This window comes from Nocardiopsis kunsanensis DSM 44524, from assembly GCF_000340965.1.
GTDB classification, from domain to species: Bacteria; Actinomycetota; Actinomycetes; order Streptosporangiales; family Streptosporangiaceae; genus Nocardiopsis; species Nocardiopsis kunsanensis.
Map to the genome: position 1 here is coordinate 34,442 of NZ_ANAY01000022.1, position 24,006 is coordinate 58,447.

At 69.4% G+C, this 24,006-nt stretch carries 20 protein-coding genes, 1 tRNA gene and 1 other RNA gene; 10 read left to right on the top strand and 12 right to left on the bottom strand.

Going from position 1 to position 24,006, the window contains the following annotated elements:
* Window positions 1-42 precede the first annotated feature (42 nt).
* Window positions 43-1,659, top strand: a complete 1,617-nt coding sequence (locus D456_RS0115300) for a glycosyltransferase family protein (protein WP_040699422.1) — start codon at window positions 43-45, stop codon at window positions 1,657-1,659.
* Between the two features lie 78 nt (window positions 1,660-1,737).
* Here D456_RS0115300 and D456_RS0115305 read toward each other — a convergent pair whose 3' ends face one another.
* The 5 genes from D456_RS0115305 to D456_RS0115325 form a co-directional block, all read right to left on the bottom strand.
* Complete coding sequence (locus D456_RS0115305) at window positions 1,738-2,295, bottom strand: PadR family transcriptional regulator (RefSeq protein ID WP_017577060.1); 558 nt, start codon at window positions 2,293-2,295, stop codon at window positions 1,738-1,740.
* A 90-nt stretch (window positions 2,296-2,385) separates the two neighbouring features.
* Window positions 2,386-4,401 (bottom strand): oxidoreductase, encoded by a 2,016-nt coding sequence (locus D456_RS0115310; RefSeq protein ID WP_017577061.1) that lies wholly within the window; start codon window positions 4,399-4,401, stop codon window positions 2,386-2,388.
* A gap of 162 nt (window positions 4,402-4,563) precedes the next feature.
* Window positions 4,564-5,406 carry an aldo/keto reductase gene (locus tag D456_RS0115315; RefSeq protein ID WP_017577062.1) on the bottom strand — a complete coding sequence of 281 codons (843 nt, stop codon included), beginning with the start codon at window positions 5,404-5,406 and terminating at the stop codon, window positions 4,564-4,566.
* A gap of 34 nt (window positions 5,407-5,440) precedes the next feature.
* Window positions 5,441-6,316: an NAD(P)-dependent oxidoreductase gene (locus tag D456_RS0115320; RefSeq protein ID WP_017577063.1), complete on the bottom strand. Its 876-nt coding sequence runs from the start codon at window positions 6,314-6,316 to the stop codon at window positions 5,441-5,443.
* 218 nt (window positions 6,317-6,534) lie between these two features.
* Window positions 6,535-6,619 (bottom strand) — tRNA-Ser (locus D456_RS0115325).
* Window positions 6,620-6,807: 188 nt separating this feature from the next.
* Here D456_RS0115325 and ffs point away from each other — a divergent pair.
* Together ffs and D456_RS0115330 are read left to right on the top strand one after the other, a co-directional pair.
* Window positions 6,808-6,903, top strand: an RNA gene (ffs, locus tag D456_RS25705) — signal recognition particle sRNA small type.
* A gap of 112 nt (window positions 6,904-7,015) precedes the next feature.
* Window positions 7,016-9,301 carry a DNA polymerase III subunit gamma and tau gene (locus D456_RS0115330; protein WP_017577064.1) on the top strand — a complete coding sequence of 762 codons (2,286 nt, stop codon included), beginning with the start codon at window positions 7,016-7,018 and terminating at the stop codon, window positions 9,299-9,301.
* Window positions 9,302-9,313: 12 nt separating this feature from the next.
* On the opposite strand, the gene D456_RS0115335 is transcribed toward D456_RS0115330, so the two are convergent.
* The gene (locus D456_RS0115335; RefSeq protein ID WP_017577065.1) at window positions 9,314-9,928 is read right to left on the bottom strand and encodes a TetR/AcrR family transcriptional regulator; all 615 of its coding nucleotides are present in this window, start codon (window positions 9,926-9,928) and stop codon (window positions 9,314-9,316) included.
* A 229-nt stretch (window positions 9,929-10,157) separates the two neighbouring features.
* On the bottom strand, window positions 10,158-11,333 hold the full coding sequence (locus D456_RS0115340; RefSeq protein ID WP_040699437.1) for a methyltransferase domain-containing protein: 1,176 nt from the start codon (window positions 11,331-11,333) through the stop codon (window positions 10,158-10,160).
* Between the two features lie 370 nt (window positions 11,334-11,703).
* On the opposite strand from D456_RS0115340, the gene D456_RS0115345 reads away from it, so the two are divergent.
* The 4 genes from D456_RS0115345 to D456_RS0115360 all read left to right on the top strand — a co-directional run bounded on the left by D456_RS0115345 (window position 11,704) and on the right by D456_RS0115360 (window position 15,297).
* Window positions 11,704-12,060, top strand: coding sequence for a YbaB/EbfC family nucleoid-associated protein (locus tag D456_RS0115345; protein ID WP_017577067.1), 357 nt, complete (start codon window positions 11,704-11,706; stop codon window positions 12,058-12,060).
* Between the two features lie 127 nt (window positions 12,061-12,187).
* Window positions 12,188-12,787, top strand: a complete 600-nt coding sequence (gene recR / locus D456_RS0115350) for a recombination mediator RecR (protein WP_017577068.1) — start codon at window positions 12,188-12,190, stop codon at window positions 12,785-12,787.
* 180 nt (window positions 12,788-12,967) lie between these two features.
* Window positions 12,968-14,239: an aspartate kinase gene (locus D456_RS0115355; protein WP_083904601.1), complete on the top strand. Its 1,272-nt coding sequence runs from the start codon at window positions 12,968-12,970 to the stop codon at window positions 14,237-14,239.
* Window positions 14,236-15,297 (top strand): aspartate-semialdehyde dehydrogenase, encoded by a 1,062-nt coding sequence (locus tag D456_RS0115360; RefSeq protein ID WP_017577070.1) that lies wholly within the window; start codon window positions 14,236-14,238, stop codon window positions 15,295-15,297. The genes D456_RS0115355 and D456_RS0115360 overlap by 4 nt, the downstream gene beginning before the upstream one ends.
* Before the next feature lie 75 nt (window positions 15,298-15,372).
* Here D456_RS0115360 and D456_RS0115365 read toward each other — a convergent pair whose 3' ends face one another.
* Window positions 15,373-16,110, bottom strand: coding sequence for a GntR family transcriptional regulator (locus tag D456_RS0115365; RefSeq protein WP_017577071.1), 738 nt, complete (start codon window positions 16,108-16,110; stop codon window positions 15,373-15,375).
* Between the two features lie 1,698 nt (window positions 16,111-17,808).
* On the opposite strand from D456_RS0115365, the gene D456_RS0115370 reads away from it, so the two are divergent.
* Genes D456_RS0115370 through D456_RS0115380 form a run of 3 tightly spaced genes read left to right on the top strand, consistent with a single transcriptional unit; the run spans window position 17,809 to window position 19,444 of the window.
* Window positions 17,809-18,171, top strand: coding sequence for a PLDc N-terminal domain-containing protein (locus tag D456_RS0115370; RefSeq protein ID WP_017577072.1), 363 nt, complete (start codon window positions 17,809-17,811; stop codon window positions 18,169-18,171).
* Between the two features lie 47 nt (window positions 18,172-18,218).
* On the top strand, window positions 18,219-18,860 hold the full coding sequence (locus D456_RS0115375; RefSeq protein ID WP_017577073.1) for an HhH-GDP family DNA glycosylase: 642 nt from the start codon (window positions 18,219-18,221) through the stop codon (window positions 18,858-18,860).
* Between the two features lie 20 nt (window positions 18,861-18,880).
* Window positions 18,881-19,444 (top strand): DUF3995 domain-containing protein, encoded by a 564-nt coding sequence (locus D456_RS0115380; protein WP_152442588.1) that lies wholly within the window; start codon window positions 18,881-18,883, stop codon window positions 19,442-19,444.
* A 23-nt stretch (window positions 19,445-19,467) separates the two neighbouring features.
* On the opposite strand, the gene D456_RS0115385 is transcribed toward D456_RS0115380, so the two are convergent.
* The 4 genes from D456_RS0115385 to pdhA all read right to left on the bottom strand — a co-directional run bounded on the left by D456_RS0115385 (window position 19,468) and on the right by pdhA (window position 23,823).
* The gene (locus D456_RS0115385) at window positions 19,468-20,247 is read right to left on the bottom strand and encodes a cupin domain-containing protein (RefSeq protein WP_017577075.1); all 780 of its coding nucleotides are present in this window, start codon (window positions 20,245-20,247) and stop codon (window positions 19,468-19,470) included.
* Between the two features lie 111 nt (window positions 20,248-20,358).
* Entirely contained in the window at window positions 20,359-21,678 is a 1,320-nt protein-coding gene (locus D456_RS0115390) for a pyruvate dehydrogenase complex dihydrolipoamide acetyltransferase (protein WP_017577076.1), read from the bottom strand.
* Window positions 21,679-21,689: 11 nt separating this feature from the next.
* Window positions 21,690-22,703, bottom strand: coding sequence for an alpha-ketoacid dehydrogenase subunit beta (locus D456_RS0115395; protein WP_026115916.1), 1,014 nt, complete (start codon window positions 22,701-22,703; stop codon window positions 21,690-21,692).
* Window positions 22,704-22,719: 16 nt separating this feature from the next.
* Entirely contained in the window at window positions 22,720-23,823 is a 1,104-nt protein-coding gene (pdhA, locus tag D456_RS0115400) for a pyruvate dehydrogenase (acetyl-transferring) E1 component subunit alpha (protein WP_017577078.1), read from the bottom strand.
* Between the last annotated feature and the right edge of the window lie 183 nt (window positions 23,824-24,006).

The following is a 24,006-nucleotide window of genomic DNA, read 5'->3' on the forward strand; positions in this document are numbered from 1 at the left end:
GGACGCACGGCACGGAGACAGATGCTTCGATGGGAGACGACGATGATCCCGAAACTTCGAGCCCTGCTCGTCGATCTGTGGCGGAGAACTCGGGCCCACGTCCCGATGAGGACGGTCTTCGTCCTGGCCACCGCGTGTGTGGCCGTCCTGGTCGTGTTCGTCGGCGGGCGCGTGGGGCTGGCCGCGGCCAGCCTCTTCCTGCTCGGAGGGACCGCCTGGGCCGGACGTTCGGTGGTGTTGCTGCGCAGGGAGGAGCGCGGGGCCGTTGCGGCTTCTCGTCCGCGGTCACGGACGGTCGCGGACGAGCGGCACGTCCAGCGGTTGCGCCGCCATCTGTGGGGCGGGTTCTCCATGACAGCACTGGAGGAGTTGCGCGAGTTCTCGGCCGAACCGACACGCGCACCGGAGTCCCGTGCGTCGGCGTTGTCGGCGTCGGCCGAGTGGTACACCGCGATCGGCGAGAACGACCGTGCCGGTGCCCTGCGCCACGCAGCCCTGTTGTCCGATCCCCGTTCGCCCGACCACACCGGGTCACCGGAACCGTCGCCCGGGGGGCCGGTCCACTTCGACGTGCTCCTGGTCTCGGACTTCTGCAATCTGGGCGGGACCACGGGCAGCAACCTTCAGGAAGTAGCGGCCCAGACCGCCGGCGGGCTGCGCACGGGGCTGCTGCACAACCCGTTCGGGAACCAGAAGCCGGGGCGGCCGGTCAACCCCAAGTTCAACCGGTTCGTCGACGGCGACCGGGTGCGGTACGTGCGCCCCGGGGAACGGGTGGTCTGCGACCTCATGATCGTGCGCCACCCCAGGAGCGTCGAACGCCTCCAGGAGGACTTGCCGCAGGTCACCGCACGCGCCACGAAACTCGTCGTGAACCAGACCCCCTGCCGCTACTACGGGGAGGAAGGAGCGGGAGAACAGGTCTGGGACGTCGACCGGACGTACCGGACGCTCCAGGACTGGGTCGGGGAGCACGAGTGGTGTCCGATCAGCCCGTTCGTGCGGCGTGCACTCCTGGAACACCACGCCGGCGAACTCGGTCCGGTGCTCCTGTCCGAACACGACTGGGTCAACATCATCGACCTGGACGAATGGCGGGGCGAGGGCCCTCTCCGTACGGACGACGGGGTGCGGATCGGGCGGCATTCGCGTGACCACGTCTCCAAATGGCCCGAGAGCCCGGACCTGCTCTCGGCGGCGTATCCGGCGGGGGAGGGGCACGAGGTCCACGTCCTCGGCGGCACCGCGGTCCCCCGACGCATGCTCGGGTCGCTGCCCGAGGGGTGGGTCTCCTACGAGTACGACTCGGTTCCGGTCACGGAGTTCCTCCGAGGGCTGGACGTGTACGTCTACCAGACCGCCTCCGACCTGTTGGAGGCCTTCGGTCGTGCACCGCTCGAGGCGATGGCGGCCGGAGTGCCGACGATCCTGCCTCCCAAGTTCGAGGAACTCTTCGGCCCGGCCGCGATCTATGCGGCCCCCGAACATGTACGAGACGCGGTCAACTGGCTCTTCGCCGTCCCCGGACGCAGCCGTGAACAGGTGGAACAGGCCTGGGCGGTCCTGGAGCAGTGCTTCAGCCACGAAGCCCATCTGCACAGGCTCGCGGAGCTCGGGGTGGAGGCCGGTCCTGAACAGGCCGTCCCCGGCGTCCGGTGACGGGCATCGGGGCCGTGCCCCGCCCCCGGCCACGGCAGCGTCCCGGGCCGGGGACCGAAAGCGTCCCCGCTCGACCGCTCAGGACCGCGGACCTCGGCCGGAGGCCTCTTCGGATAGCTCGTCGACGGCCCGGGTGAGCCAGGAGATCCACCCCGCCTCCATGTCGATGCCACCGCGCAGGACGAGCCACTGCACCCGCTCCTGACGGGTGGCGGGTTCGGCGGGGTAGTCGCGCCGTTCGAACTCCCTGTACTCCTCCAGCCGGTCCCGGTGCAGGTCGCGATGGCGACGGAGCTCGTCGACGAGGTCACCCAGGCCCACCACCCCGGCGGCGCGCAGCCGCAAGGGCAGGGGGTCCCGGGCCACCTTGGGGTCCTCGCGCCGGTCGACCCAGCGCACGAGCTCCTCCCGGCCCGCGGCCAGGACCTCGTACTCCTTCTTCTGCCCGCGGGTGGGTGCTCCGCCGGGAAGGGTGCGGATGAGCTCCGCCCGTTCCAACTTCCCGAGTTCGCGGTAGATCTGCTGGTGGGTGGCCGACCAGAAGTAACCGATGGACCGGTCGAAACGCCGGGTCAGCTCCGAACCCGAGGAGGGTTTCTCCAGCAGAGCGGTCAGGATCGCGTGGGGCAGGGACATGGCCGCGATTGTAGAACCTGTCGGCGGGACGGGCCCTGTTACCGTGCGGTCGTTCCCGCCCCGGCCGGGACGGGAACGACCGCACGCGGACTACAGCGCCGCGGCCAGACGTGTGCCCTGGTCGATGGCGCGCTTGGCGTCGAGTTCCGCTGCCACGTCCGCACCGCCGATGACGTGCACGGTGGTGCCGAGTCCGGACAGCTCGTCGGCCAGGTCACGGCGCGACTCCTGGCCCGTGCAGACCACGACGTGGTCCACGTCCAGGATCCGGGGCTCGCCGTCGACGGTGATGTGCAGACCCTCGTCGTCGATCCTGTCGTAGGCGGCGCCCGCGACCATGTCGACACCGCGCTGGCGCAGCTCCACCCGATGGATCCACCCGGTGGTCTTGCCCAAGCCCTTCCCGAGCTTGCTGGTCTTGCGCTGGACCAGGTGGACCCGGCGCGGCGGAGCGGGGCGCTCGGGTTCGGTGAGGCCACCGACGGTGGTGTGGTCGGTGTCCACACCCCACTGGCGGAAGAACTCCCCGATGTCCTGGCTCGCGCCCTCACCGCTGTCGGTCAGGTACTCGGCCACGTCGAAGCCGATCCCGCCGGCGCCCATGATCGCGACCTTCTCGCCGACCTGGACCTCGCCGCGCAGCACGTCGGCGTAGGAGACGACCTTCGTGTGGTCGATGCCGGGCACGTCCGGGGTGCGCGGGGACACCCCGGTGGCCACCACGACCTCGTCGTAGCCCTGGAGAGCGGGCGCGTCCACACGGGCACCCAGGCGCACGTCGACCCCGAGCTTGTCGAGCTGGACCCGGTAGTAGCGCAGGGTCTCCTCGAACTCCTCCTTGCCGGGGACCTTCCGGGCCATGTTGAGCTGGCCGCCGATCTCGTCCGCGGCGTCGAAGAGGGTGACCCGGTGGCCGACCTCGGCTGCCGAGACCGCGAAGGCCAGGCCGGCCGGTCCGGCGCCGACCACGGCGACCTCCTTGACGGTGCGGGTGGGCTCCAGCACGAGCTCCGTCTCGTGACAGGCGCGCGGGTTGACCAGGCACGAGGTGATCTTGAGGCTGAAGGTGTGGTCCAGGCAGGCCTGGTTGCAGCCGATGCAGGTGTTGATCTCCTCCGACCGCCCTTCGGCGGCCTTGGCCACGAAGTGGGGGTCGGCGAGGAAGGGCCGGGCCAGGGAGACCATGTCGGCGTCGCCCTCCGCCAGCACCTGCTCGGCGACCTCGGGGGTGTTGATCCGGTTGACGGCCACCAGCGGTACCGACACCTCGCCCATGAGCTTGCGGGTCACCCAGCTGTAGGCACCGCGGGGCACGGACGTGGCGATGGTGGGCACCCGGGCCTCGTGCCAGCCGATCCCTGTGTTGATGATGTCGGCGCCGGCCTCCTCGACGGCCTTGGCGAGCTGCACGACCTCGGAGAAGGTGGAACCGCCGGGCACCAGGTCCAGCATCGAGAGGCGGTAGACGACCACGAAGTCCTCGCCGACGCGCTCGCGTACACGCCGCAGGATCTCCAGCGGGAAACGGGTCCGGTTCTCGTAGGAACCGCCCCAGCGGTCCTCGCGCTGGTTGGTGGCCGAGGCGATGAACTGGTTGATGAGGTAACCCTCGGACCCCATGATCTCGACACCGTCGTAGCCGGCCTCGCGGGCCAGGGCGGTGGTGTGTGCGAAGTCCTCGATGGTGCGCTCGATGTCGCCCTCGGTGAGCGCGCGGGGGGTGAAGGCGCTGATCGGTGCCTTGATCGCGCTGGGGGCGACCGACTCCTCGCTGAAGGCGTACCGGCCGGTGTGCAGGATCTGCATGGCGATACGCCCGCCGGCTGCGTGCACCGCGTCGGTGACGGTCTTGTGTCGGGCGACCTCGTCGGCGTTGGTGAGCTTGGCGGCCCCGGTGTAGGTGGCACCTTCCGGGTTGGGGGCGATGCCGCCTGTGACGATGAGCCCGGCGCCGCCCCGGGCGCGCTCGGCGTAGAACTCCGCCATGCGTTCGAAGCCGTCGGGTGCCTCTTCCAGGCCCACGTGCATGGAGCCCATGATGACGCGGTTGGGCAGGGTGGTGAAGCCCAGGTCGAGGGGTTCCAGGAGGTGGGGGTGCTCGCTCATGTTCGGTCTCCTTGTGCGGTGCATCGTGGCCGGTGTGGGCCCGTCCCCAGTTTATGCAACAAGTTGCAAAATAGGGAGAAGGAGGGCCCGCTCCGCTTCCGACTCCGGCGCCGAACACGAACGCGGCCCCGGGGCACGTGCCCCGGGGCCGCGCCCGAACAGTCAGAACTCCTGGTACACCGCCGGATCCTGCCCCCTGTTACGCCCATCGGGACGGCCCAGAGCAGTGATCTCCCCGACTTCCTCGTCCGAGAGGGAGAAGTCGAAGACCGTCAGGTTCTCCCGCTGGCGTTGCGGCCCCGACGCCTTCGGGATCGGGACCGCCCCCAACTGGTGGTGCCAGCGCAGGACGACCTGCGCAGGGGTGCGCCCGTGCTTCCGCGCGATGTTCTCGATCACCGGCTCGCCCAGCAGCGTCTTGGCCCGGCTCAGCGGGCTCCACGACTCCGTGCGGATCCCCAGCTCGGCGTCCTTGGCACGCTGCTCCTGCTGCGGGAAGTAGGGATGCAGCTCGACCTGGTTGACCGAAGGCGTCACCCCGGTGTCCCCGACGATGCGGTCCAGGTGCTCGGGCAGGAAGTTCGACACCCCGATGGAACGCACCAGCCCGCGCTCGCGTGCCTCCACCAACGCCCGCCAGGCCTGCACGTACAGGTCCTCGACCGGGTTCGGCCAGTGGATGAGGTACAGGTCCAGGTACTCCAGCCCCGAGGCGCGCAGGGATCCCTCGACCGCCTCCAGGGCCCGGGCATAGGCATGGTCGCGCCCGGGGAGCTTGGAGGTGACCCACAGCTCCTCCCTGGGCACCGGTGAGCGCCGTACCGCCTCACCCACCGCGTCCTCGTTCTGATAATTGACCGCCGAGTCCAACAACCGGTGGCCGACCTCGATCGCCGACACGATCGACCGGGTGCCCTCCTCCCCCGTGAGCTGATAGGTACCGAACCCGAGCGCGGGCATCTCCGTGCCGTCGGAGAGCTCGTGCCGCGGAACGTCCTGGGCCATGCTCGACACCTCCGTGGGTCGGTCGTTTCCTGGGTCACCGAGTATCGTCGTCAGGGGTGACGGCCTCGAAGACGGAGGCGATGTCATCGTCCCGGAAACCGCTCAGCTCGGCCGCCTTGAACTGCACACGTACACCGTCCAGAACACCCGACGCAATGCCGTGGCCGCGGGCACTGGCCACCATCAGGTCGAGGTCCTTGAGCGCGCCGTGCACCGGGAAAGAGACCGGGTACTCACCGCTGAGCATCATCTCCCCCTTGAGGTGCGCGTAATCGGCGTCCAAGGCTCCACCGGAGATCGCCTCCAGGAAGAGTCGGGGGTCCGCGCCCATCGCACGGGCCATCGCCATCGACTGGGCCACCCCCGCCGTCAACGTGGTGACCCACGCGTTGCAGGCCAGCTTGAGACCCGAGGCCCTGCCGGGCTCGTCACCCACGTGGACCTCGCGTGAGGAGAAGGCCTCCAGCACCGGGCGAGCCGCCGCCAGCGCCGTCCCCTCACCCGCGGTCAGGACCACGAGCGCGCCCTGTTCGGCGGGTTCCTTGGTGCCCAGGACGGGTGTGTCGACCATGCGGACCCCGTGCTGCTCGGCGAGTCGGGCGAGGTCGTCCGTGCCCTTCACCCCGACCGTGCCCGCCTGCGCCCACACCGTCTCGGGTGAGCACGAGGGCAGGGCCTGCTCCATGACATGGGCGGTCACCCCCTCGTCGAAGAGGACGGTGAGCACGACATCGGCGCCCTGCACCGCTTCCGCCGGCGAGGCCGCGGCACGTGCGCCGGCCTCTACCAGGGGACGGGTCCTGTCCCGGGTGCGGTTCCACACCTGTACCTCGAAACCCCGGGCGATGAGGTTCGCGGCCATGCCCGACCCCATGATCCCGGTCCCCAGGACCGCTACCGTGGTACTCATAGCTCTCCCCTCGGACGGCGCCAGCCTGGACCCAGACTAGGGACGGCGAGGGCGCCGGACCAGGAGCGGCGCGGGGAAGGGCCGCAGTACGGCGGCCCGGGAGCGGGCGGCGGAGCCCCCGGTGCTGTGGGCGGCGGGTCCGGGAGACCTCCGGATGCCCGTTGTGGCCAGGAACGACGAAGGCCCGGAACGCTGTGCGTCCCGGGCCTTCGCTCCGGCGGAGGATAAGGGATTCGAACCCTTGAGGGGTTGCCCCCAACACGCTTTCCAAGCGTGCGCCCTAGGCCACTAGGCGAATCCTCCGAGATCAACTCTACAGGCTCCGGAGGGGTGCTTCGTCCATCCCTCCGGCCGACGGTCGACCGTTCCCGGGCGCTGCGCGTCCGGTCACGGCCAGACACTACATCCTTCGCGGAGGGGTGTGCACACGCGCACGGGACAGGGCCCGGAAAGGGTTTGCCAGAGCGGTCCCCGTTTCGGGTAGGCTTGGGGCAGACCCCTCGTGCGGCGTCACCCTATGAACCTCCCCAGGGCCGGAAGGCAGCAAGGATAAGTGGGCTCTGGCGGGTGCGCGGGGGGTCCTTTTCTGTCTCTGGGAGTCCCAGCCGTCCCCCTCCCGGTTTCCCACGACCCGGCCCGAGCTGTCGGTGGTAGCGGGTTGAATGGACCCGTGGCAGGGACCAGGGGAGTGATCGCACCGTGAGCATCGCGCTGTACCGCAAGTACCGTCCGGCGACGTTCGGCGAAGTACGCGGTCAGGAACACGTGACGGACCCGCTGCGGCAGGCACTGCGCAGCGGACGCATCAACCACGCCTACCTCTTCAGCGGCCCGCGCGGCTGCGGCAAGACCACGAGCGCGCGCATCCTGGCCCGGTCGCTCAACTGCGAGGAGGGGCCCACCCCCGACCCGTGCGGCACGTGCGGGTCCTGCGTGGCCCTGGGCCCCGACGGTGGCGGCAGCATCGACGTCATCGAGATCGACGCGGCCTCGCACGGTGGTGTTGACGACGCTCGCGACCTGCGGGAGCGTGCGTTCTTCGCTCCGGTGAACTCGCGCTACAAGATCTATGTCATCGACGAGGCGCACATGGTGACCCGTGAGGGGTTCAACGCGCTGCTCAAACTCGTCGAGGAGCCCCCACCGCACCTGAAGTTCGTCTTCGCCACGACCGAACCCGAGAAGGTCATCGGGACGATCCGGTCGCGAACGCACCATTACCCGTTCCGGCTGATCCCGCCGACCACCCTGAAGGAACTCATGCAGGACCTCCTTCAGGAGGAGGGCCTCCGCTACGAGCAAGCCGCTCTGCCCCTGGTCGTGCGCGCGGGCGCGGGTTCGGCGCGCGACAGCCTGTCGGTGCTGGACCAGCTCATCGCCGGGTCCGGGGACGAGGGCATTACCCGTGAAGGCGCGGTGGGCCTGCTCGGTTACACCGACTCCAGCCTGTTGGGGGAGATGGTCGACGCGCTCGGCGAACGGGACGGTGCCGCGGTCTTCGGACTGATCGACCGGGTGGTCGAGGGCGGCCACGATCCGCGCCGTTTCGCCACCGACCTGCTCGAACGCTTCCGTGACCTGGTGGTCCTGGCGGCCGTGCCCGACGCCCTCGACAAGGGGCTGGTCAACGTCGCGGCCGAGTCCGTCGAGCAGATGCAGGCACAGGCCTCCCGTATGGGGCCGGCCGAGCTCACCCGTGCCGCCGACATCCTCAACCAGGGGTTGACGGAGATGCGCGGTGCGACCGCGCCCCGGCTCATGCTGGAGCTGATGTGCTCGCGTGTGTTGTTGCCCGCGACCGACTCCGACCACACGGCACTCCTGGCCCGGCTGGAACAGATGGAGCGCCGTGTCTCCTCCGGCGCTGCGGCCGCACCGCCACAGCAGCCCGCACCACCGCAGCAACCCGCAGCGCCCCCGGCCGCACCGCAGGCACCCGCCGAACCTCCTCGGGCCCCGACCGCTCCGGCCGCACAGCCCCAACAGCCGGCGCCCGAGCGTCCGCAGGGGTCGGCCGAACCCACGGGTTGGTCCACCGGTGCGACCGCCGCGCCGCAACCCCAGCAGGCTCCAGCACAGCCCCAGCAGGCCGCAGCGCAGCATGCCGCTCAGGAACCGGCCCCCGGTGGGGGAGCGCTCGATCTCGGCCGGCTCCAGGGCGCCTGGCACCAGATCCTGGAAGCGGTCAAGAACCGGCGGCGGTTCACCTGGATGGTGCTCACCGGCAGCGACGTCGGCCCCGAGGGGGTCGAGGGCAACACCGTACTCCTCGGTTTCTCGCGCCCCAACGAGGCCAAGGGCTTCAGTAACAGCGGTAGTGACCAGGTGGTCGCGGCAGCGATCCAGGAGGTCCTGGGTGTCGAGGTCCGGGTCGCCGCGGGTGGCCAGGGCGGTGGCGGGGCTCCCACGCGTGCCCCGGAACCGCCGCGTCCGGCCGAGCCCGCGGGATGGGGCGGCCCTGCCCAGGAACCGCCGCGTCCGGCCGAGCCCGCGGGATGGGGCGGCCCTGCCCAGGAACCGCCGCGTCCGGCCGAGCCCGCGGGATGGGGCGGCCCTGCCCAGGAACCGCCGCGTCCGGCCGAGCCCGCACGCGCCCCGGAAACACCGGCCCCCGAGCCGACCCCGGAACCCGCGTCCCAGGGGCCGACCGAGCCGCAGGTCCCGCCAGGCCCGCCGGCGGACAAGATCGTCACCGGGTTGGAGGAGCCGCCGCCGGACCCGTTCGAGGACGCCTCGGCCGCCCCGCCGCCCGAGCCTGCTCAGGGGCAGGCCGAACCGCAGCGCGGGGCAGCACAGGAGCGGCGGCCCGAGCCGACGGGGCCCGAACGCCCCGGTCCGTCCGGGGGAACAGACGCCGGAGGAGCTCCCGGCGGCCCGGACGCTTCTGGCGGACCGGGCGCCTCGGGTACCTCGGGTGTGGCGCTCATCGAGAGCGAGCTCGGCGGCAAACTCATCGACGAGATCGAACACGATCCCCAGGGCTGAACGCCGCACCGGTCAGGGCCTCAGGGCACACATGACCATGTCGACGAGGTCTTCCGCGTAGGTGTGGGTCAGGGGTGCGGTCCGCAGCAGCCACCGTTTCTGGAACGGTCCGGTGAGCAGCTCGACGGCCAGCTCGAGATCGGCATCGGCACGCACCTGTCCCGCGTCCACCGCGCTGCGCAACCGTTCTTTGTACACCTCCGTTCCGGGGGAAACGAGGCGTTCGCCGATCTGTACGGCCAGTTCGGTGTCGTGCTGGATCTCCGCGGTGAAGGCACGTGCGGTCCGGTCCATCGCGGGGGTGGTGAACTCGTCGACGGTGGCGCGCAGCACGGTCTTCAGATCGGTGGCGACATCCCCGGTGTCGGGCAGTGGTTGCCCGGCCTTCTCACCGGTCAGATGGGTGAACACGTCCAGGACCACGGCGGACTTGGAGGGCCACCACCGGTAGATGGTCTGTTTACCGACCCGGGCGCGGGCGGCGATGGCTTCCATGGTCATCCGGGCGAACCCGACCTCGACGATGAGTTCCGAGGCGGCGTCGAGGATCGCGCGTTCGGCCCGTGCGCTGCGGCGCTTCGGGTTCGGCGCGCGCCGTCCGCCGTCGGCTGAGGCATTCTCCTTCATGCTCCCACGCTATCCGGGGAAGAACGAGACGTACCGTCTTGGCCCAGAGGGTGCTCCACCGGTTCCGGAAGGACGGGACGCCGCGGCCCGACGTGGGAGGGGCGAGGGCCGTGGCCGAGAACAAAGGGCAGTCTGCTCGGGGCGGGAGTCCCGGGGCCGCGGTCCGAGCTGTGCGGAGGCCCCGTCCGCCGGCGGTGGGGGCCCGCCGCTCGTGTCCGGGAGTTCGGGCTCAGCGCCCTGTGGCCGGTGTGACCGGCCAGGACCGGCCCTCGGGGGAGTCCAGCCAGGTCCGGTGCGTGCCGTCGTCTCCGACCGAGATCCCGAAGCGATCCGGAGGGGGCTCGGCGAGCTCGGTCCAGGTGGCCAGAGCCTCCTCGAACTCGTCCCAGATGCTGCGCGGTCCGCCCTGCTCGATCATCCACGAGGTCCCGTACGGATACACACGCACCCACGACTCGTCGGTGTGGTCGTTGATCCATACCCCCGACCCGGTCCCGATCCATCGGCGCCGCACCCGCCAGTCCGGCACCATCACCGACAGCGCGAACGCCGACGGGAACGACATCAGCGGCGCGATCGGGTCCTCCTGGGTCAGGCGGTACTCGTCCGGCTGTTGCCCGCTGTCGTGCACCGGCGGCGCCTGCGGTCCGGGAACGCGCAGGGGCACAAAACCCACGCCCCCGTGGAAGGTCCCGTGTGCAGTGCCGTCACCGGGGCACTCGAACCGTGCCAGTACCCCTGCGCCCTCCAACGCGCCCCACGGACACACGATGAGCCCGTCCGGGCGAATCTGCTCCAACCACGAGGGTGGAAGGGTCCGTACCCCGCAGGTGGAGGTGATCCGGTCGTAGGGGGCGCTCTCGGGACGGCCCGCGTAGCCGTCGGCCACGACGATGCGGGGGGAACGCCCCTCTTCCGACAAGGCCTGCCGGGCGTTCTCGGCCACCCGCGGATCGATCTCCATCGAGTCCACCGAGCCGTCACCGAGCCGATGCGCGAGCAGAGCGGTGTTCCAACCGGTACCGGTGCCGATCTCCAGGGCACGCAATCCGTCTGCGAGCTCGGCCAGGCCCAGGAGCTGGGCCAGGACGGTGGGTGCGGAACTGGAGGAGGTCGCCGCCTCCGCCTCGGGGGTGCGTGGCGTGGCCTCGTCGCCACGCTGTCGCGGCACCCCGCCCTCGTCCACACGGGTGATGATCGCGTTGTCGGCGTAGACCGCGGCCAGCCAGCGTTCGGGGTTCCCTGTGGCGTCGAGCGTGGTCCCGCGCACGGTCGAAGCACCGGTGTCCGGGATGAAGGAGTGCCGTGGAACCGCCCGGAAGGCCTCGATGAGACCGGGATCGGTGAGTGTGCCGTCCGCGACCATCGCCTCGATCAGCGCCGAATGGCGTTCCCTGGCGGTCAACACGTGATCGGTCCCCCGTGACGTCTCGGTCGTGCCCCGCAAGACACATCTGCAACCGAAAGTGATGTTAGCGCTACTCTTCGTCTCAGTCGTGCCTAGGGGGGCGTTGTCGGTGGGTCGGTGCCGAGCGAGGCGCAGCGGTTCCCGCTGTTCGAAAGGGGCGCCGGGGGAGTGATCGGGCGGACTCGTTCGTTGTCGGGCCAGGAGGGGTTCTACGCACACGTACGCGGTGCCGACCGAACACCTCCGGGGGCACTGCTCGGCCACCGGACGGCACCGGAGCCGAGCGGTTACGCTCACAGGAACAGCGAGACAGCGACATCCGGCACCGCGGGTGCCGAAGAGGGAGACGGCCGTGAATCCTGAGGGAATGGACATGCAGGCCCTGCTCCAGCAGGCCCAGCAGATGCAGCAGCAGCTCGTCGAGGCACAGAAGTCCCTGGACGAGGCGGAGGTCGAGGGCAGCTCCGGCGGCGGCCTGGTCAAGGTCAAACTGAGCGGCCGCGGCCAGGTCGAGGACATCACCGTCGACCCCAAGGCGGTCGAGGCCTCCGACAGCGAGGAGTCGGCGCAGACCATCGCCGATCTCGTTCTCGCCGCGATCCGGGACGCCGAGGCACAGGTCGAGCGGATGCAGCAGGAGAAGATGGGTCCGCTCACCGAGGGCCTCGGCGGCATGCCCGGCGGCATGCCCGGAGGGATGCCCGGCGGCCTTCCCGGTATGTGATCTCCACCACGCGAACGACGGTGACGGCGGCCTTCTCGTGCGCGAGGGGTCGTCGGCACGGATAACGTGGACGGCGAGAGGGCACGTGGGCCGCCCCCGACGAGTCGGTCCGATGAACGGGTAGGCGATGTACGAAGGCGCGGTGCAGTCTCTGATCGACGAGCTCGGGCGGCTGCCCGGCGTCGGTCCGAAAAGCGCGCAGCGCATCGCCTTCCACCTGTTGTCCGCGGAACACGCGGACGTCAAACGCCTCGTCAACGCGCTTGTCGAGGTCAAGGAGAAAGTGCGGTTCTGCTCGGTCTGCGGCAACGTGGCCGAGGAGGAGCAGTGCCGTATCTGCCGTGACGCGCGCCGCGACCCCGCGGTCGTCTGTGTCGTCGAGGAATCCAAGGACGTCGTCGCCATCGAGCGCACCCGCGAGTTCCGGGGGCGCTACCACGTACTGGGTGGCGCGATCAGCCCCATCGAGGGGGTCGGACCCGATGACCTGCGTGTCAAGGAGCTCATGTCGCGCCTTGCCGACGGCCAGATCACCGAGATCATCCTCGCGACCGACCCCAATCTGGAAGGGGAGGCCACTGCGACCTACTTGGCGCGGTTGGTCAAACCCATGGGGCTGAAAGTCACACGCCTGGCCAGCGGGCTCCCCGTCGGCGGCGATCTCGAGTACGCCGACGAGGTCACGCTCGGCCGCGCGTTCGAAGGCCGCCGGAGCTTGGAGTTCTAACTCACATTTGTCCATGATGCGGACGAAATCTGAGTAACTCCGGTTCGAGCGGGTAAGCCCGAACGCTGGTGCGTCAAGTCGCCACGCCATCCAACCGCAGGTCGGAGCAGGTGCGCGAGGTGCGAATGGCTACACTCCGTTGTTAATTGTCTTGATCCCAACTCCTCAGGAGCATCGATCGTGGCCCTAATCGTGCAGAAGTACGGTGGGTCTTCCGTCGCTGACGCGGAAGCCATCAAGCGAGTAGCCCAAAGGATCGTGGCTCAGAAAAAGGCGGGACATGACGTCGTGGTCGTCGTCTCCGCCATGGGCGACACGACCGACGAACTTCTGGACCTTGCTGAGAAGGTCTCCCCGATGCCGCCGGCTCGCGAGCTCGACATGCTCGTGACGGCGGGTGAGCGCATGTCCATGGCTGTCGTGGCGATGGCGATCGAGGACCTCGGGTACGAGGCGCGCTCCTTCACCGGCTCCCAGGCCGGTGTCATCACCACTTCCCTGCACGGCAACGCGAAGATCATCGACGTCACGCCCGGCCGTATCCAGGAGGCCGTGGGCGAGGGCGCGATCTGCATCGTCGCCGGTTTCCAGGGCGTCTCCCAGGACACCAAGGACATCACCTCGCTGGGCCGCGGCGGCTCCGACACGACCGCCGTCGCGCTCGCCGGTGCCCTGAACGCCGACGCCTGCGAGATCTACAGTGACGTCGACGGTGTCTTCACCGCCGACCCGCGTGTCGTTCCTTCTGCCCGCAGGATCCCCCAGCTCTCCTACGAGGAGATGTTGGAGATGGCCGCGAGCGGAACCAAGATCCTGCATCTGCGCTGCGTCGAGTACGCACGGCAGTACAACATCCCGCTGCACGTCCGTTCGTCGTTCAGCCAGAAGCCCGGAACCTGGATCGTTTCGGAAGTCGAGGAAAGCGAAGGCATGGAACAGCCGATCATCTCCGGGGTCTCCCACGACCGGAGCGAAGCCAAGATCACCGTCGTCGGAGTGCCCGACAAGGTCGGTGAGGCCGCCACGATCTTCAAGGCCCTCGCGGACGCCGAGATCAACATCGACATGATCGTGCAGAACGTCTCGGCGGTCTCCACGTCGCGCACCGACATCTCCTTCACGGTCCCCAAGGATTCCGGGAAGGAAGCGGTCGCCGCACTGAAGAAGGTCCAGGAGAAGGTCGGATACGACTCCCTGCGCTACGACGACCAGATCGGCAAGGTCTCGCTGATCGGCGCAGGCATGCGTTCCTACCCGGGTGTGACCGCCCGCTTCTTCGACGCGATCGCGGCCTCGGCCACCAACGTCGAGATGATCTCCACTTCCGAGATCCGGATCTCGGTCATCGTGGAGGAGGACCAGATCGACGCGGCCGTGCGCGCTGCCCACACCGAGTTCCAGCTCGACTCCGACCAGGTCGAGGCTGTCGTTTACGGAGGTACCGGCCGATGAGCAACCGTCTTCCCACCCTCGCCGTCGTCGGCGCGACCGGCGCAGTCGGCTCCGTCATGCGCGACATCCTCACCGAGCGCCCGAACGTGTGGGGCGAGATCCGCCTGATCGCCTCCCCGCGCAGCGCCGGCAAGGTCCTGAGCGTGCGCGGTGAGGACGTCACCGTGCAGGCCCTGGCACCCGAGGTCTTCGACGGTGTCGACGTGGCCATGTTCGACGTGCCCGACGAGGTCTCCAAGGAATGGGCCCCGGTCGCTGCCGCCCGCGGCGCCGTGGCCGTCGACAACTCCGGGGCCTTCCGTCTGGACCCCGACGTCCCGCTGGTCGTGCCCGAGGTCAACGCGGACCAGGTCGGCAACCGGCCGCGCGGCATCATCGCCAACCCCAACTGCACGACCCTGTCGATGATCGTGGCCATCGGTGCCCTGCACCGCGCCTACGGCGTCAAGGACCTGGTCGTCTCCTCCTACCAGGCCGCCTCCGGCTCCGGTCAGGAAGGTATCGACACCCTGCGCGACCAGACGGCGACCGTGGCCGCCGAACGCAACCTGGGCAACGAGGCCGGTGACGTGCGCGCCGCTGTCGATGAACTGGGCCCGTTCCCGGCCCCGCTGGCCTACAACGTCGTGCCGTGGGCCGGTTCGCTCAAGGACGACGGCTACTCCTCCGAGGAGCTGAAGGTCCGCAACGAGTCCCGCAAGATCCTGGGGCTGCCGGACCTGCGTGTGGCCGCCACCTGTGTGCGTGTTCCGGTCATCACCACCCACGCCCTGACCGTCCACGCCACCTTCGACAGCGAGGTCCCGGCCGAGGACGCGCGCAAGCTCCTGGCCAACGCCGAGGGTGTGGAGGTTCTGGACGACCCGGCCAAGGGCGAGTTCCCGACCCCGGCAGACGTCGTGGGCACCGACCCGACCTGGGTCGGCCGTATCCGCCAGTCGATCGACGACCCGACGTCGCTGGACCTGTTCCTGTGCGGCGACAACCTGCGCAAGGGCGCTGCCCTGAACACCGCGCAGATCGCCGAGGTCGTGGCTCGGGAGTTCACTCAGGACTGATCCGAGGCACCGACACCGCGCCGCCGTCGACGGACCGTTCCTCCGTCGGCGGCGGCGTTCCTGTGGGCGGCCCCTTCACCCGGGCTCGGCGGGGTTGCGCGGCCGTGGCAGGGAGAGTCGGTAGACGAGTCGGCACTGGTCCGTGGTGCTGACGAGGTCGGAGGTCTCCACGGGGCGGCCGCCGCAGTAGTGGGTGCGTTCGACGACCAAGGCCGGGGTGCCCGCCGATGCACACAGCAGTGCGGCCTCGGCCTCACGCAGGGCCCGTAGGCACACCTCCTCCACGACCCCGTCCACGGGGTGGCCCGCGGCTTCGAGCCGGTCGAGCAGGCCGTCACCGGGTTCGGCGTCGAAAGGGGTGTGTGGGGTGCCCGTGGTGACCAGGGCCGGTTCCCACGACAGGTGCAGGGCCACGGGGGTGTCCAGCGCCATGCCGAGTGCGGAGGTCAGGTAGACCGGGTCGCCCCGGCGCAGGCGCAGACGCGTGGAGACGGGCGGTTGCCCGGGCTGCTGTTCGGTGCCCTCGACCTCGCGGCGCAGGCCTCCCATGCCGGGGACCGAGCTGGTGTCGGTACGCAGGACGCGGACCCGCGCGGGGTCCTCGCGCACGAAGTACCCCGAGCCCTGCCGGGCCTCGACGACACCTTCCATGGCGAGCAGCCGCAGGGCGGCGCGGGAGACCTGTTCGCTGACCCGGTAGTTGCGGGCGAGGCGGGTTCGGGACGGCAGGCGTGTGCCGGGGACCAGCTCACCGCGCAGGATCGGGCGCCGGAGTTGGTCGGCGAGCCAGACGTAGCGTGGTTGCCTCTCCACGGCTCAGGTGTTCCCGGCGGTCGCCGAAACGGTCGCGGGTGTGACTCTGTGGTGATTCAAGTCTGGGTGGTCGGGAGTGAACCTGCCAGATCGCCGAAGCTCGCCCATGTTCCCAGTAAAGCAGCGAAAAACCCTGGTAGAAGCCCCTACTCGATAGTAGTCCCACTCCCGTCGGTTCCACCGGTCCATGGCTGCCCGGCTTCGGGGCACCAGCGGGCCCCACGACGCCCCGATGGTCCGTACCGGTTACCACTTGGTTCCATCATGTGACTCCGCGGGAAAGACCTGGAGGCGCTCAATGGACCGGAGCAGCGTCGAAAGCCCACTGAGGAAGACCGCGATTCCACGTCCCGCCACATCTGCTTCTTGGCGTTGATGGTGGCGGGGTGGTTTGGGGTTGGGTTTGGGGTTGTGGGGTTTCTTGTGGTGCCGGGTGATGGTTCGTCGGGGTCGGGAATTGTAGCCCGGCCGGGTCTGCGCAACCCGCTTCCGCGCCGCCCCCGGTTCTGATTCCCGGTGCTCATGGTGGCGGGGGTGTGGTGGGCTGGCCCCGGCGCCTCGGGGTGTGCGCTGCGACCCTTTGCGCCGGGCTTCCCGACCCTTGTCGACGACCCCCCACACCCCGGCGCCCGGCTGCCAAAGGAACGGTGGGCGCTTTCCTCCCCCTGTGGCGGGCCATTGTGACCACCGCTGGCGGCGTGTGCGCGGTGACTCGCTCCTGCGAAGGCACAGGCCGGGCCTTCGGGCCTTCGGGCCTGGCCCCGCCTGCTCCCGGCGGGACATTGAGGCCGGGGCAGTCTGGCGTGCGCGCTCCTCCGGAAAGGCCCTGACCTCGTGGACCTTGCTCACGGAGCCGGCTTCAACCGTCGATCTTGCTACCAGAGCCGACCCCGAGCCCCGGTAGTGCCGGTCTTGCTCGTGGGGCCGGTCTCGGCGGTTGTTGGTGCTCTTGCGGGCACTGAAAACGTTTTCTGCTGCCTGTATGAGCACTGACACCGGCCGCCGGAGCCCGGTCGAGCCTTGCTCCCCTCCGCGGTCAAAAAACGGCCCGGACGTGGTCGCGGAAGGGGGAGCAGCGCCCCTGGGAGGTAGCAGGCCCCTCCCAGCTCCACCGATGAGTGGAGATTCTCCGACGGAGGGCACACACACCTGCCACCCCTGGCCGCAATGCTGTGCCGGGAGTGCCGGGGCCAGGCCCGAAGGGCCGGCTTGTGCCTTCGCAGGAGCGAGCAACCGTGCCCACGCCTCGACCGTTGACCGCAATGGCCCGCCCCTGGGGGTTGGTCGTGCCCCCACACTTCTTCGGGCGGACGGTTGGTCTGCGGCCGTTGGGTGTTCGGCGGCGAGAGCGGGCCGGCCCGGCGCCAAGGGGTGGACCGCACACCCCGAGGCGCCGCGAACAACCCCGCACAACGCCGCACCCTTCAGCGGGTGCCGGGTATGTGGCGGGGCGCCGATGCGGGTTGCGGGAAGCCCCGGCCGGGCTACGCTCGACGCTCCGACGAACACCACCCACCTACCACCGGTCCAACAGGTCTGCACCCACCTGCCACCAGTCCATGAGCGGCTCGGACCGCCAGGCCGACTGTGGATTCGGAACACCGCAGGAGAAACGCCCGGAGCTCCTCGGAGAAGGGACGAGCGAGACAGGATAGTTACTCTGAGTAACGTTATGCGTACTTCATGTATGGGGGAGACATGATCACACAACTCGCAGACGCCACGAGTGCACCCGAGTTCGGCTGGGTGGCCGTCCTCTTCGGGGTGGTCATGGGGTTGCTGGCTCTGGCCGTGCTGGTCCTCGTCATCGCCGCGATCATCTCCACCCTGATCAACCCCGACACCACGGCCGGCGGCAAGCTCCTGTGGGTGGTCCTCATCCTCTGGCTCCCGATCGTCGGCGCGGTGGCCTGGTTCGTGGTCGGACGCAAGCGTCACCTCAACCGGCTCCTCGGTATCGACAAGGGCAGGGCCCGCCACGGCGGTCCTCCCAGCGTCGGGAACCACAGCGACAACCCCTCGCCCCAGTCCGATCTGGGACCGGGTGCGGGTACTGCCTGACGGGCAGCACCGCACGAAGGACACCGACGAGTTCCTCGGGGGACCGGATGACCAAGCAGACCGACATCGCTCGGGCCGTGGTGGAGGAGGCCGGGACCACTCTCGCGGCCGAGGCCGGGATCAGGATGGGGGACAAACCCGCCGCTCTGTGGCAACTCCTGGTACTGGTCAACCTCGTGTCCGCGCGGATCTCGGCGCGGATCGCGATGGACGCCGCGCACGAACTGAACAGGGCGGGCGGAACCACCCCGGACGGTATGGCCCGGCTGAGCTGGCAGGAACGTGTGGACGCTCTGGGCAGGGGACACTACGTCCGTTACGACGAGAGCACCGCGACCCGGCTCGGCCAGTGCGCCGAGTTGGCACAAGAGGAGTGCAAGGGCGACCTGCGCCGCCTCGCCGGCGACCACGAGCGCACCCGTCTGATGTCCGGACTGCAGCGCTTCCCCGGTGTGGGCCCGACCGGTGCCGCGATCTTCTGCCGCGAGGTCCAGGCGGTCTGGCCGTGGCTTCGACCCTTCACCGACAAGCTCACCCGGACCGGCGCCGAAAGGCTCGGCCTGCCCGGGGAGGAGAACGACCTCGGTGGACTGGTCGAGGGCGATGACATGGCCGCCCTGGCCGCGGGCCTCACCCGGGTCGCTCGCGACGGGGACCTCGTCACCCGGATCCGCGACCGGGCAGGCTGAACAATCCCGGCCCTCCGGTGGTGTACTTGTGGTCCGCACCCCAGGAGGACGGAGACGGCACCATGCCCGAGGCGACCGACGACGACCGGAGCCGGACCGGCCCGTTCACCCCCGTGGTGACACCGCAGTGGCCCGCCCACGCCGCCGCCGTCTGGGCGTTCCTGTTCGGACTGGTCAGCCTGTACTGGGCGGCGGGCGGCACATGGCTGCTGGACACGATCGGGGAGTCGGTCACCGCACCGGCCCAGGAGAACGCCCCCGCCATGGTGGCCACCGTGTGGGCCTCGGCCCTCGTGAAGCTCGCGGCCGTGGTAGCGGCGCTGGGCCTGGTGCAGCGCTGGGGACAGATCTTCCCCCGCTGGTTCCTGCTCGGCGGCGGATGGCTCGCGGCGGGGCTCCTCCTCCTGTACGGCGGGGCCGGGATCGTCCAGCAGGCACTCATGGCCACCGGTGCCATCGGGGTCTCCGACACCTTCGCGCCCGTCCTGTACTGGCACCTGTTCCTGTGGTCGCCGTTCTGGCTGCTGGGCGGGGTGTTCTTCGCCCTCGCCACCGTCCACCTGACACGGTGCACCCGCCGGTGACCCCGTCCCCGGCTGAGCACCGGTCAGCGTGCCTCGAAGTCGGCGAAGTCGAAACCCGGTGAGACGAAGCAGCTGACCAGGGTCTCCTCCTCGGAGAGCGGGTGAGCGGCCTGCCACGTGCCGGCGGGGACCAGGACCTGGAGGCTTTCGCCCCTCTCGACCTCGGGCCCCAGCACGACGTCGCCCTTGTACTCGGGTGTTTCCCCGGTGCCGCCGAACTCCAACAGCATCGGTCCGCCCCTGTTGAAGACCCACATCTCGTCGGAGCTCACACGGTGCCAGCGGGAGGTCTCCTCCGGCGGAAGCAGGAACTGGATGCCGGTGGCGGTGGAGCGTGCTCCGGAGGAACCGTCCGGACGGAGCTGTTCATCGGTGCGCCAGGTCTGCCGGTACCAACCGCCCTCGGGATGGGGCCACAGGTCCAGGAGTTCGGCCGTGGCGGGACGCTTCTCCACGGCGGCGTACCAGTTCCACGGGTCGCGGCGCAGAAAGCGCACCCCCACGACGGCCTCGCGGGGGATCGGACCGTAGATGTGCGGGAAGAGCATCTCCGGTCCCACCCCGGGCGGGGGCGCGGGGTCGGCCGCCTCCCAACGCACGTCGGACCCGACGGCCGCGGTGTCGACGACCAGCACGACCATCGGCTCGGAGGCCTCTGTGTACAGCGTGTTGGCCACCGCCAGCAGGGTCGTCTCGTCCGGGGAAGCGTGCATGAACCCCTGGCTGTACAGGGAATCGGCCTCGATGGTGTCACCATCGGAGCTCCAGCGCTCGAGTTCGGTCAGGTGCAGGACATGGGTCATGCGGTGACCGTACACCGGCCCGGGCCGACGCACCCGACACGGTCACGCGCACGAGGAAGACCCCGGCCGGAGCGCTCCGGCCGGGGTCTTCCGCACGTGTGCGGGCGGTGCCTACAGGATGATGCGCATGGGCTCCTCGAGGATCTCCGCGAGATCCTTCAGGAACGCGGCGCCCACGGCACCGTCCACGGCGCGGTGGTCCACCGACAGCTCCAGTGAGATGCGGTTGCGCACCTCGACCTCGCCGTCGACGACGACCGGCTCCTGGCGCATCGCACCGACCGCCAGGATCGCGGCCTCCGGCGGGTTGATGACCGCCGAGAAGCTGTCCACACCGAACATGCCCAGATTGGAGATGCTGAAGGTGCCGCCGCTCATCTCCTGCGGCTTGAGCTTGCCGTCCCGGGCCTTGCCGGCGAGCTCGCGCGTGTTCGTGGAGATCTCCGACAGCGTGGCCTTGTCGGTGTCGTGCAGTACCGGAACGACCAGGCCGGCCTCCACAGCCACCGCGACACCCACGTTGATGCGGTGGTGCTGCAGCAGCTTGTCGTCCACCCAGGAGGTGTTGACGGCCGGGTGCAGCTTCAGTCCCGTCGCGCAGGCCTTGACGATGAGGTCGTTGAAGCTGACCTTCACGCCGGTGTCGGCGAGCTGCTCGTTGATCTGTGAGCGGAACGCCTTGAGCGCGTCGGCGTCGATCGTACGGCGCAGGTAGAAGTGCGGTACGGTCTGCTTGCTCTCGGTCAGGCGGCGCGCGATGACCTTGCGCACGTTGCTGACCTTGACCTCCTCGGAGTCACGGCCGTCGTCGAAGGGCTGGCTCGCGGCCGGTGCGGAGGGAGCCGGCTTGCTCTCCTGCTGTGCGGCCGGGGCCTGCTCCTGAGCGGGCTGCCCCTTCTCGGCCGCGGCCTCGATGTCGGCACGCACGATGCGGCCCTTGGGACCCGACCCCTGGATCTGGTTGATGTCCAGGCCGTACTCCTTGGCCAGGCGCCGAGCCAGCGGTGAGGTACGCGGACGGCCTTCCGGACCGGACCCGCTCGGGGCCGGGGCCGGCTCACTCTCCTGAGCGGGCCGTGCCTCCTCGGCCGCAGGCTCCTCCTGCTTCTGCTCCTGCTCCTCGGAACCGCCGGTCTCCTCGGCCCGGTCCTCGGAGGGCTCCGAACCACCGCCACTCTCCTCGGGCACCGCGTCCGGGGAGTCGGCCAGCAGACCGATGACCTCGCCGATCGGGACGGTGTCACCCTCGGAGACGCTCTGCTTGACCAGGTAACCCTCGTCGAAGGCCTCGTACTCCATGACGGCCTTGTCGGTCTCGATCTCGAGCAGGAGGTCACCGGTCTCGACCTTGTCGCCGATGTTCTTGACCCAACTGCTGATGACGCCTTCCTCCATGGTGTCGGACAGGCGCGGCATGTGGATCTCGCTCATTGGTACTCCCTCTACCCGACCCGTTTGCCGACGGCGCTCAGGGTCTCCTTGATGGCGGTGCTGATCGACTCCACGCCGGGCAGCGCGGCCGTCTCCAGCGGCTTGGCGTACGGCATGGGAACCTCGGCCATGGCGACCCGGCGTACCGGGGCGTCCAGGTAGTCGAAGGCACCCTCCTGGATCGACGCGGCGATCTCGGCACCGATGCCGTAGGTCAGCCAGTCGTCCTCGCAGATCACCGCGGAACCGGTCTTCTTGACCGAGTCCACGAAGGTCTGGCGGTCGAGGGGGCGGAGGCTGCGCAGGTCGACGACCTCGACGCTGATGTCCTCCTCGGCGAGCTTCTCGGCGACCTGGGTGGCAACCGAGGCCATACGGGAGTAACCGATGAGGGTGATGTCGGAGCCCTCGCGAGCGACCCCGGCGCGGCCGATCGTGGCCACGTTGTCGTTCTCCGGCTCGGCGTAGTCGTCGGGGACCTCGCCCTTGGAGTTGTACAGACCCAGGTTCTCCAGGAAGAGCACCGGGTCGTCGTCGCGGACGGCGGCGCGCAGCATCGACGATGCCTCGGCCGGTGTGCTGGGCGCCATCACTTTCAGGCCGGGGATGAACGAGTAGAAGAGCTCGATGTTCTGCGAGTGCGTCGCACCGAGCTGTTGCCCGCCGCCGCCCGGGGTACGGATGACCATCGGCACGCTGGTCTGACCGCCGAACATGCCGTAGATCTTGGCGGCGTGGTTGATGATCTGGTCGATCGCGAGCAGGGAGAAGTTGATCGTCATCAGCTCGACGACCGGGCGCAGACCGAGCATGGCCGAGCCGACCGCGGCGCCGACGAAACCTTCTTCGGCGATCGGGGTGTCGCGGACCCTCTTGGGGCCGAACTCCTTGAGCAGGCCCTCGGTGATCTTGTAGGAGCCCTCGAAGAGACCGATCTCCTCGCCGATGACGTAGACGTTCTCGTCACGGACCATCTCGGCGCGGAGGGTGTCCCGTAGAGCCTGGCGGTAAGTGATCACAGACATGTGTTCGTTCTCTCTCCTAGTCCGCGAACACCGGGTCGGCGGGCATGCGCCGCGACTCGTTGGGCACCGGGGTGGCGTAGGTGTACTCGAAGAGGCTCGCCACGTCCGGGTTCGGGCTGTTCTCCGCGAAGTCGGCGGCCTCGGCGACGCGTTCCTTGACGGAGGCGGCGATCTCGTCGCGGGTCTTGTCGTCGAGGACACCGGCCTTGGTGAGCTCGTTCTCGAAGATCGCGACGGGGTCGTTCTCCTTGGAACGGGCCTCGTCCTTCTCCTCCTGCGTGCGGTACTTGGCCGGGTCCACGACGGAGTGGCCCTTCATGCGGTAGCTCCAGGCCTCCAGGATGAAGGGGGTCTGCTCCTTGCGGGCCCGCTCGACGAGCCTGGTCGCCGTGTCACGTACGGCCAGGACGTCGCGGCCGTCCACACGCTCGCCCTCGATGCGGAAGGCGGAGCCGCGCTTGTACAGGTCGGGCTCGGCGGAGGACTCCTCGACGGAGGTACCCATGCCGGTGAAGTTGTTGATCACCACGAACACGATCGGCAGGTTCCACAGCTTGGCGATGTTGAGGGTCTCGTGCCAGGCGCCGACGTTGGTGGTTCCGTCGCCCATCTGGCACATGACGACGTCGTCGCCGTCCCGGTAGGAGACGGCCAGCGCTGCACCGGCGGCCAGGGGCAGCTGACCGCCGACGATCCCGTATCCGCCGAGCATCCGGGTCTCGGTGTCGTACATGTGCATGGAGCCGCCCCAACCCCTGGCGACCCCGTCCTGGCGGCCGTAGAGCTCGGCCATGACCCGGTTGGGGTCCATGCCCTTCTCGATGGCGTAACCGTGGTCGCGGTAGTTGGTGTAGAGGTAGTCCGTCTCGCGCAGGGCCGACATCAGGCCGACGACGGTGGCTTCCTCGCCGAGGTTGAGGTGGCAGTAACCGCCGATCCGGGCCTGCGTGTAGGCCTGGGAGGTGCGCTCCTCGAAACGGCGGATGAAGAGCATCCGGCGGTAGTAGTCGAGGAGGAGTTCGGGTTTCTCGTTGGAGACGCCGGAGGTCTCCTTGCGGGTGCGCCGCCGGGACCCGGAGGCCTTGGCGGAGCCGCCCTTCGGCTTGGCCGTGTCAGCCATGGTGTGCCTTTCTTCGTACGAGAAGACCTGGCGCCCCGTCCTGTGGGCCGAGGATCCAGGTTCGCCGTGGCCTGTTGTCGTTCATGGCCGTGGCGTGTGCCGCCGCCTGGCTCAGATGGCGGCGGCACGGTGTGGCAGGTGTGGGCGCGCGCCGTGGGAACCGTGGCTGGTGTCTTCCCCGGC

What these genes read in the sequence shown, in the direction of transcription:
- D456_RS0115300 (WP_040699422.1), top strand. Translation starts at nt 43, where the DNA reads ATGATCCCGAAACTTCGAGCCCTGCTCGTCGATCTGTGGCGGAGAACT.
- D456_RS0115305 (WP_017577060.1), bottom strand. Translation starts at nt 2,295, where the DNA reads ATGTCCCTGCCCCACGCGATCCTGACCGCTCTGCTGGAGAAACCCTCC.
- D456_RS0115310 (WP_017577061.1), bottom strand. Translation starts at nt 4,401, where the DNA reads ATGAGCGAGCACCCCCACCTCCTGGAACCCCTCGACCTGGGCTTCACC.
- D456_RS0115315 (WP_017577062.1), bottom strand. Translation starts at nt 5,406, where the DNA reads ATGGCCCAGGACGTTCCGCGGCACGAGCTCTCCGACGGCACGGAGATG.
- D456_RS0115320 (WP_017577063.1), bottom strand. Translation starts at nt 6,316, where the DNA reads ATGAGTACCACGGTAGCGGTCCTGGGGACCGGGATCATGGGGTCGGGC.
- D456_RS0115335 (WP_017577065.1), bottom strand. Translation starts at nt 9,928, where the DNA reads ATGAAGGAGAATGCCTCAGCCGACGGCGGACGGCGCGCGCCGAACCCG.
- D456_RS0115345 (WP_017577067.1), top strand. Translation starts at nt 11,704, where the DNA reads ATGGACATGCAGGCCCTGCTCCAGCAGGCCCAGCAGATGCAGCAGCAG.
- recR (WP_017577068.1), top strand. Translation starts at nt 12,188, where the DNA reads ATGTACGAAGGCGCGGTGCAGTCTCTGATCGACGAGCTCGGGCGGCTG.
- D456_RS0115360 (WP_017577070.1), top strand. Translation starts at nt 14,236, where the DNA reads ATGAGCAACCGTCTTCCCACCCTCGCCGTCGTCGGCGCGACCGGCGCA.
- D456_RS0115370 (WP_017577072.1), top strand. Translation starts at nt 17,809, where the DNA reads ATGATCACACAACTCGCAGACGCCACGAGTGCACCCGAGTTCGGCTGG.
- D456_RS0115375 (WP_017577073.1), top strand. Translation starts at nt 18,219, where the DNA reads ATGACCAAGCAGACCGACATCGCTCGGGCCGTGGTGGAGGAGGCCGGG.
- D456_RS0115385 (WP_017577075.1), bottom strand. Translation starts at nt 20,247, where the DNA reads ATGACCCATGTCCTGCACCTGACCGAACTCGAGCGCTGGAGCTCCGAT.
- D456_RS0115390 (WP_017577076.1), bottom strand. Translation starts at nt 21,678, where the DNA reads ATGAGCGAGATCCACATGCCGCGCCTGTCCGACACCATGGAGGAAGGC.
- D456_RS0115395 (WP_026115916.1), bottom strand. Translation starts at nt 22,703, where the DNA reads ATGTCTGTGATCACTTACCGCCAGGCTCTACGGGACACCCTCCGCGCC.
- pdhA (WP_017577078.1), bottom strand. Translation starts at nt 23,823, where the DNA reads ATGGCTGACACGGCCAAGCCGAAGGGCGGCTCCGCCAAGGCCTCCGGG.